The organism is Fortiea sp. LEGE XX443 (genome assembly GCF_015206815.1).
Classification (GTDB): domain Bacteria; phylum Cyanobacteriota; class Cyanobacteriia; order Cyanobacteriales; family Nostocaceae; genus Nostoc_B.
Map to the genome: position 1 here is coordinate 1 of NZ_JADEXZ010000131.1, position 7,417 is coordinate 7,417.

At 40.3% G+C, this 7,417-nt stretch carries 8 protein-coding genes and 1 pseudogene; all 9 read right to left on the reverse strand.

All coding sequences use genetic code 11. The features are described 5' to 3' along the window. A pseudogene (locus tag IQ259_RS27410) lies at nt 1-283 on the reverse strand (hypothetical protein); the annotation flags it as partial. A gap of 1 nt (nt 284) precedes the next feature. Further along, complete coding sequence (locus tag IQ259_RS26345) at nt 285-464, reverse strand: hypothetical protein (RefSeq protein WP_193888935.1); 180 nt, start codon at nt 462-464, stop codon at nt 285-287. Nucleotides 465-562: 98 nt separating this feature from the next. After that, on the reverse strand, nt 563-967 hold the full coding sequence (locus IQ259_RS26350; RefSeq protein WP_193888936.1) for an ABC transporter permease: 405 nt from the start codon (nt 965-967) through the stop codon (nt 563-565). Continuing rightward, a complete protein-coding gene (locus IQ259_RS26355) occupies nt 952-2,463 on the reverse strand; it encodes an AmpG family muropeptide MFS transporter (RefSeq protein WP_193888937.1) in 1,512 nt (503 codons plus the stop codon). Before IQ259_RS26355 ends, IQ259_RS26350 begins: the two co-directional genes overlap by 16 nt. A gap of 127 nt (nt 2,464-2,590) precedes the next feature. Then, nucleotides 2,591-4,051, reverse strand: a complete 1,461-nt coding sequence (locus IQ259_RS26360; RefSeq protein WP_193888938.1) for a DNA phosphorothioation-associated putative methyltransferase — start codon at nt 4,049-4,051, stop codon at nt 2,591-2,593. Nucleotides 4,052-4,080: 29 nt separating this feature from the next. Beyond that, nucleotides 4,081-4,470 carry a DNA sulfur modification protein DndE gene (gene dndE, locus IQ259_RS26365; protein WP_193888939.1) on the reverse strand — a complete coding sequence of 130 codons (390 nt, stop codon included), beginning with the start codon at nt 4,468-4,470 and terminating at the stop codon, nt 4,081-4,083. A gap of 30 nt (nt 4,471-4,500) precedes the next feature. Further along, nucleotides 4,501-4,848 carry a type II toxin-antitoxin system PemK/MazF family toxin gene (locus tag IQ259_RS26370; RefSeq protein ID WP_193888940.1) on the reverse strand — a complete coding sequence of 116 codons (348 nt, stop codon included), beginning with the start codon at nt 4,846-4,848 and terminating at the stop codon, nt 4,501-4,503. After that, nucleotides 4,845-5,096: a hypothetical protein gene (locus IQ259_RS26375; protein ID WP_193888941.1), complete on the reverse strand. Its 252-nt coding sequence runs from the start codon at nt 5,094-5,096 to the stop codon at nt 4,845-4,847. Before IQ259_RS26375 ends, IQ259_RS26370 begins: the two co-directional genes overlap by 4 nt. 70 nt (nt 5,097-5,166) lie before the next feature. Next, nucleotides 5,167-7,152, reverse strand: a complete 1,986-nt coding sequence (dndD, locus tag IQ259_RS26380) for a DNA sulfur modification protein DndD (protein ID WP_193888942.1) — start codon at nt 7,150-7,152, stop codon at nt 5,167-5,169. Nucleotides 7,153-7,417 lie beyond the last annotated feature (265 nt).

The following is a 7,417-nucleotide window of genomic DNA, read 5'->3' on the forward strand; positions in this document are numbered from 1 at the left end:
GAAGAGGCAGTGGGGCAGAGGTGCGGAGGGGCTGGGGAGAGAGTACTTTCAGTTCCCCCATGCTCCCTTGCTCCCCTGCTTCCTTGCTCAATTCTTCCTCGACATCCACCCACCACAAGGGTGTATCTTTCGATAAATATTGCTCAACTGTCCGCGCAAGGTGAGCAAAATCTTGCTGTGGAAACTTCTCCTGGTAAGTCAACTGCATGAACTTGACTAGGAGCGATCGCTCTAATGTTGAGCCACAACGAATCAAGTAACCCGGTAGTAGTTGCTCAGGCACTTTATTTACTGACGGTTAGCAAATCAGTCGCACCAGATAACATAATTACCCCAATTTCTTCAATGGGTGCGGGTGCGGCCATGTCCGAGGGTAAAAAAATGCGGGCGCTGACTGCTACTAGGGCAAAGACAAATACTAAAACTACCAGCAAAGGGGCGATGTATTGACGAAATATAGCCATATTGGAGTTACAACAACCTAGGTTTTAGTACTTAGCTAAAGATTTGTAAATTTTACTTGACTTAATTTTAGCGATATTTGAGTGTTGCCAACACAAAGCTAACGCTGATCGCGTTCTAGATCATCGATAACTCGTTCGCAATACCAACTATCTGGCATACCTGGATAATTTTGCTTTGCCTGCTCAATTAAACGTTCAGCTGTGGCGGTATCACCATCTAACTTAGCAATGAGCTTGTTTTTGAGTTGATTGTCGGTGATGCGATCGCTGATCTGCGTTGTAGACATTGCTCCCGGCATAACTTGGGACTGTTCCCGGCGCAATTGCCAAAATAAAACGTAATAAAGTGTCCCAAAAATTAAAATCAGGCTAAGTGTACCAAAAAAAGTGAAGAGATTAAAAGTCAAAAATCCAAGCACTAACTGTGACAAAACGTAGCCAAGTAACAAACCTGTAAGTAAGAGAATAAATGTACCAATAACAATAATTACTTGGCTGCCCATACATCCTCATCTTCTTCCTCAAGTCCTGGTCTAGATATTACCACTGGCTTTTGATTCCAGGGAGCGACAAATGGTAAAAGTAACAATCCTGGTAAGGCTGCTACTATAGTTAACAAGAAAAACGTAGGCCAACCCGTGGCTTGAGCAAAATCTCCGGCTGGTGCTGACAGAACATCTCTACTAATAGCCATCAAGCTAGAAAATAAAGCAAATTGAGTGGTCGTAAAGCGGTGGTTGCAGAGATTCATTAAAAATGCCACAGTAGCAACTGTTACTAATCCGGCACTAAAATTTTCAATATTTACCGCCAAGACTAATAGGGAGTAATTTTTGCCAGCAACTGCTAAGGCATAATAACCCAAGTTACTGAGTAATTGTAGAATGCCAAATATCCACAAACCGCGATTGAGATGAATTTTAGTCAAAATCACGCCACCAGCCAATACCCCGACAGTTGTGGCGAGAAACCCAATCCCGGCTTGAATTGCGCCAATCTCAGTTTTTGTAAAGTCAATTTCTCGCAAAAATAAATTGGCTGTAATGCCTACCAAAGAATCACCCAATTTATAAAGGATGATGAAAATGAGAATTACACCTGCTTGAATCCAGCCAAAGCGATGAAAAAATTCTTTAAAAGGCAGAAAAATCGCTGCTTGTAAGTTTTGCGGGGCTTGATTTTCTCTATCTTCACCGAGTAGCTCATCAGGCAATAATAAAGATGAGACAATCCAAGCTATGATCAAGCTCGCCAACAGCCAATAAAACACAGGCAGAGCAATAAAACCAACAAAGACTCCTCCCAGTAAACCAGCTACCAACGCAGTGATAAAGAGGACGAAAATCACATCTTTCACTGACAGAGGCGCAGTCTCTCTGTTATTGCGTACCTGTGGTTCTTGAGGTGCGGATAAGGTGACAAATATACTCCCAGCCATAAAAGCGGCCATGAGTAAGTAAACGCCATTCCAAGGAAGGCGATCGGCTAACACCAAGGCTAGGGAACTGGTGACGAACAAGGCGACGCGATAGCCTAATACCCAAACAGATGCACCTGCTTCTGCTTCCAGTGGATTTAAAATATCCGTGCGGTAAGCATCTCCGGCGATGTCTTGGGTGGCGCTTAAGAAAGTAATAATTAAACAGTTGATAGCCAGAATTTGCAGTACTTGGTCACTTTGGGAAGGCTGTTGGAGTGCGAGAGTAGCGATCGCAATCGCTAACCCAATTTGAGAAATTATTAACCAACCCCGTCTAGCTCCCAATAATGGCGGTACAAACCTATCTAATAAAGGCGACCATAAGAATTTTAGGGAATATGGCAAAGCCAATAGACCAAATAAAGTAATTTTGCCGATATCAACCTTGGCATCTTGCATCCACAGTTGCAATGTTCTACTAGTTAAGAACAAAGGCAATCCAGATGCAAAACCCAGCAATAACAAAGCGCCCATTTTCCGACTTTGGACGGCTTGTCGTAGTGCTTGGATTTCTTTCATCGTTTCAATATTCCTTACTCACCTGAGCGAATTGCAGTTATCTTGCCATAGTTGGTGAATGGTTGCGTGCATCTTTGCTGATATACCCCTACACCCTTACTTTCTGAGCTATGAACATCAGGATTACTTAACTTTCCTTAATTGAATAAACTTGATGTCCTCTGATTTCTACTTGGTTTACAGCAAGGCATTTTTGCCAACCTTCCCGTGTACCAATGTCACTTTTTTGCTTGAGTAATCCTAATTGCTGTTCTTGTTGGGTAAGTTGAGCAAATTCTTCGTATTGCGGATAGTTAGGTGTTACAAAGGTTTCCTTACGATGCAAAATAGGCGGATTTGCTCTATTTGCATAGTCTCGATGGGTAATATACAGAGTTTTTAAATCTATCGTGATACTAGCGTTTAATGCTGGATGAGGGTCTGAGTCGAAGTCTGGATAGAATAAATAAGATATTTGCGGTTTGTCAAGGTAATATTTGATGAGTGTAGCTCCATCCACACGCCCAATGGTGCGGCTGGCGCAACCTTCGTAAATGCGGAGTGACGGATCGAGGGCGGCAAGTGCGGAAACATGGACATAAAGCGCACCGCGTGTATGTTTGCCAATTTTGCTTTTTTCGCAAGCATTTTGGACAACTTTTGGTTTACCCAAACTAAATAATTTTTGATCTGCGACTTCGCAAGCTTCTTCATAGCTACCAAAAAAAGCTTTGATGTCGTGGCGCATTTCTGGTGCTAGTTGGGAGAATTTGGGGCGTTTATCAAAGTGGGTGAGAGCAAGGTAAACTTGAATATCTAAAGAACGACGATAGGCGATCGCATCCCATTCTGCTTCATCGGTGGCTTGCAGGACAATAGCAAAGGCGCGGCGGAAGTTACTAAAATCCCTCAGTAGTTCCTGTTCGTTTTCTAATTCACCTTTGACGGGCAATCTACCGCGTTTGGTGAAAAATGCCATCAGTGGTTGAAGTGTTTCCTGATAGTCTTCAAATCGCTTGCTTGGGATGCGAACTCGCGGTGTAGAAGTGCGAGAGAAAAAACGGAAGGCTTTGAAGCTTTCTTTTTCGGCTTCGTCACGAAATACAAAGTAGACACCCAGCGCTACTGGTACGGCATCTACATTTAACACTTCATCAATATAAGTTTTGAGTTCTTGTTGTTCGTAATATTTTTGAAAAGTATTGCGGCTAGTCACAATTCCATCGTTGTAAGCGAGTTGCGCTTTACTGGGAGCATTAATTAATACTTGAGCAGCAACGATTAAAACTTTACGGGTGAGTTCCCAGGCTTTAATCAGGCTTTGGCTGCGTTCTTCTATATCTTCGATGACGTTGACGATATAGCCCAGATTAACAATATCAGCAGGAGTTATCTGTTCATCGGGGTAATAGTAAGGGTCCCAGCCTGTACTAGTGTATCCGAGGTTTGCAACTCGCTGCACATCGCCACCGTAACCACAACCATAGTCAAAAAAAGTCGTGTCCTGATTCAAGATTGCCCATTCTATGGCTAATCTTACAGGACGAGAGATTTCAGTGCGCGCGATCGCAGCTCTATGACGCTCAATTTCTAAGTAGCTCTCCGACATAGATATATTAAGAAGAACCACATTAATCCTTATATCTTGTCTACTGCCAGCGCAATTAAATCTTCAATTTTCTTGATATTTGGATCGCCTGCTAAGTAGCCAATACCGCGATGCAAATGTAAGCGGAATTGGGTGGCTAAGGTTTCTTTGTCGGTGGGATAACCGTCATTGTGACAGCGTTGCTTGAGGGCGAGAAGGAGTATATCGGACATTTCGCCGCCAAAGACGCGCCAACTCATTTCGACGTTGCTATCCTGGGGAATTGGGACGGGTGAGGGTGTAGTTGATTCTGCGAGGGAACGACAAAACGCCCAACGGCAGAGAATATTCCATTGGTCTATTTTGGTGCTGCGCTTAAGTTTGGTAAGTTGGTCTTTGGCTGTTTGGGAGAGTTTAATTCTTTCTATTGGCGATTCCATAGTCTTTATCAAAATTTAAGTGGTTTTTGCTCATAAACCCAAACAATAACGAACCGCAGTTTCAACTTCAAGCATCTTGGAGTCAGAAATTTTGCCAGATGGATCAGCAGAAAAGCGATTTGGATCTAAAGAACGAATTTGAAAACATAAAAATACTGTTTCTATAAGCAATCCACTGTCACTTGGAGAGACTCGTATATTAGTTGGATAATCACGCTTAATATTTGTTCCTTTCGTACCGACAACTACAGTTACAACCAAAGGTAATTCGTTGATAGCATCTATAGATAATACTAAAACTGGTCTTGTACCTGCCTGTTCTCGGCCTAGTACTGGATTAAGATTGACAAAATAAATTTGTCCTCTCTCGATGCTCACAGCTTTTCTAAACCATCCATTTCTGTAAGATAAAATTCATGATTTATCGAGTCAATTTCTGTCTGCATCTCTAAATCACTAGCCATTGCAACTAGTTGTTCATTTAGATATTTAGCATCAGTCAAATTATTTGATATTTTCTTTCTTTCTTGCACTTGTTTTTCGATACGTTTTAATAGCCATTCTAATTCTTCTAAAGACAGAATACTTAGATCATGCTCTATTTTTATTAAATGTGGCGAGTTCATAATTGATCTCCTTTAGCAAGGTCTTTAGATATATTGTAAAGATGTAAACTTAAAAAGTTTGCGATATCTACTACCAAAAATATCCTGGTTGTATGGTAGTTTGGCGGGTGGAAGAGTCGTATTTGAGCAGGTATTCACGGGCGATCGCTTCGTTTTCTCGCAGTGTTTCTACTTCTTTTATACCAATTTCAGTGTCCGTAGATAGCAAAATTACTTGGTGGCTGGCGGCTGGGAAGTATCGTTCAACTAGGTTATTACGATGGGAGGAGTCGAGTCTACCCAGAGGTGTGTCTATTGCTACAGGTAGGCGATGGCCGGAAACTTTGGCTAAACCCCAGAGGAAAGCGATCGCAAGTAGTTGTTTTTCTCCAGCCGAAAGGCGATGCTTCGGAACTGGTTTACCATTTAAATCGTAAAGCAAAAGGCTGAAAGTTTTGGTATCAATGGTAATGCGATGCACTAAGTCTGATTTATGGAGCAGATAAAGGAAGCAATTTTTAACTTCTTCCTCTAATTTATTGAGCTTTCGCAGAGTTAATTTTTCTTGAAAAATCTTCAGTGTTTCTTGAACTTTCGCTGCTGACGTAATAATATGTTCGCTATTTTTATGTTTAATATTTTCTACTGTATATTCACTTAATTCTCTCTTTGACTTAGCAATAATAGTTTCTAATTCAGCTAAACGGCGGCGGATTGTTTCGTAATTTGCTTTAGCTTCAACAACTTGATTTTGTGATGCTTCTAGTGCTTGACGCAGCTTTGTATAATCTTCTGGTGCTGCTGCTGTTTGCACTTGTCTTTCTAGAGTATGGATTTCTTCTTTCTTGTTTTTGAGAATAGCTAATTTCTCTTTTGCAGAAAGTTTAGAATTTTTTAAGTGATATATGAAATTATCTAGCTGACTCAAATTTTCATCATCGGCTAATAGCCAAGGTGCTTCTATCTGGATAGTCTTTGCATATAAATTATTGACATCTTGAACTAGGAATGATCGAATTTCTTCAACTTGTATCGGTGAAATTTCTCCTTGATTTAGCCAAGCGAGTAACCGCTGATCTCGCTCAATTAACAAATCTTTAGAAATTTGTATCTGTTGATGGCGAAATTCCTTTTCTCCCTGTGCTTGCACCTGAGTAAGCAAACTGGGAATTAATGCCAGAGGTAAAACATCAGTTGCCAATTCACACATTGACTGACGTATTTGTTCAATTTCCGCAGTTTTTGTATCCTGTTGTAGTTCTAGTTGATTGCGTTCGGCTGCAATCTTCCCTCCTTCAGAAATAAATTTATCAAAGGCTTCTTGCTGCTTTTGTTCTAATTCTTCTACGTGATTTTTGATAGTTTCTAATTTTTCTCCTGTTGTTTGATAATCTTCTTGCTGTTGAGTTAATCTAATTTCAATTTCCTCTAGGTTTGCTAAATCTTTACTATTACCAACTTCTTTAAGTTTACGATTAACTAAGATATCTAAATCAACTGCTAAACGATCTGCTAACTCTAATCCTAAAAGTCCGCGAATTGCATCTACTACAACTGGTGGTGGTGTTTCCTGTTCTGCAAGTTCTTTAACTTGTTCACCATCAAAGAGAAACAAGTTAGAAATTCCTAATGGCAAAAGATTTTCAATATATTCATCCCAGATATTAACTAAAGCATCAGGCCACGTATCACTGTCACCTAAAATACCTAATGTATCTTTACCATCTTTAGGATTTTTCGTCCAACTACGGACAACACGGTATTTTATTGGTTTATCGTTTTCAATATGTTCAAAAAGCAATTCAATACGGGTGTCTGCAACTGGATCAATTTTATTGTTAACGCATTGATTGAGAAAATCACTATAACTTAAATTACCACGGGTAGAACATTGGGCGCGTGAGCCATAAAGGGCGAGACGAATGGCATCCATAAGGGTAGTTTTTCCGCCGCCATTCATCCCACCTAAGAGGATAATTGGGTGTGAGTTTTCCTCATCAATTTTGGGGTTAAGATTGATAACCTGTTTTCCACTGTAGGGGCCAAAGTTTTGTAGAACGAGTTCAAGAAATATCATTGATTTTTAAGATTAACATGAGTTCGACAGCGATCGCAGAAGCAGAAAGTTTGTGATGAAAGGAATCAGAGAAAATTAATTAGATGGTTTTGTCTGACGCATTGAGAAAAAATATTGTCTATGAAATATAGATAATACCAGAAGTGTTGAATGTTAGGAAAAAGCCTATAGAAATAGCCCAAAATATAGTAAAATTTGGGCTAAGTACTAAAATATTTTGATTTCACAATGATTATAAATTCATTTCCCAGAATTGTCAAAGATA

Excerpts from the sequence above, each read along its gene's own strand:
- dndD (WP_193888942.1), bottom strand. The coding sequence starts at position 7,152 with ATGATATTTCTTGAACTCGTTCTACAAAACTTTGGCCCCTACAGTGGA.
- IQ259_RS26360 (WP_193888938.1), bottom strand. The coding sequence starts at position 4,051 with ATGTCGGAGAGCTACTTAGAAATTGAGCGTCATAGAGCTGCGATCGCG.
- IQ259_RS26350 (WP_193888936.1), bottom strand. The coding sequence starts at position 967 with ATGGGCAGCCAAGTAATTATTGTTATTGGTACATTTATTCTCTTACTT.
- dndE (WP_193888939.1), bottom strand. The coding sequence starts at position 4,470 with ATGGAATCGCCAATAGAAAGAATTAAACTCTCCCAAACAGCCAAAGAC.
- IQ259_RS26345 (WP_193888935.1), bottom strand. The coding sequence starts at position 464 with ATGGCTATATTTCGTCAATACATCGCCCCTTTGCTGGTAGTTTTAGTA.
- IQ259_RS26375 (WP_193888941.1), bottom strand. The coding sequence starts at position 5,096 with ATGAACTCGCCACATTTAATAAAAATAGAGCATGATCTAAGTATTCTG.
- IQ259_RS26355 (WP_193888937.1), bottom strand. The coding sequence starts at position 2,463 with ATGAAAGAAATCCAAGCACTACGACAAGCCGTCCAAAGTCGGAAAATG.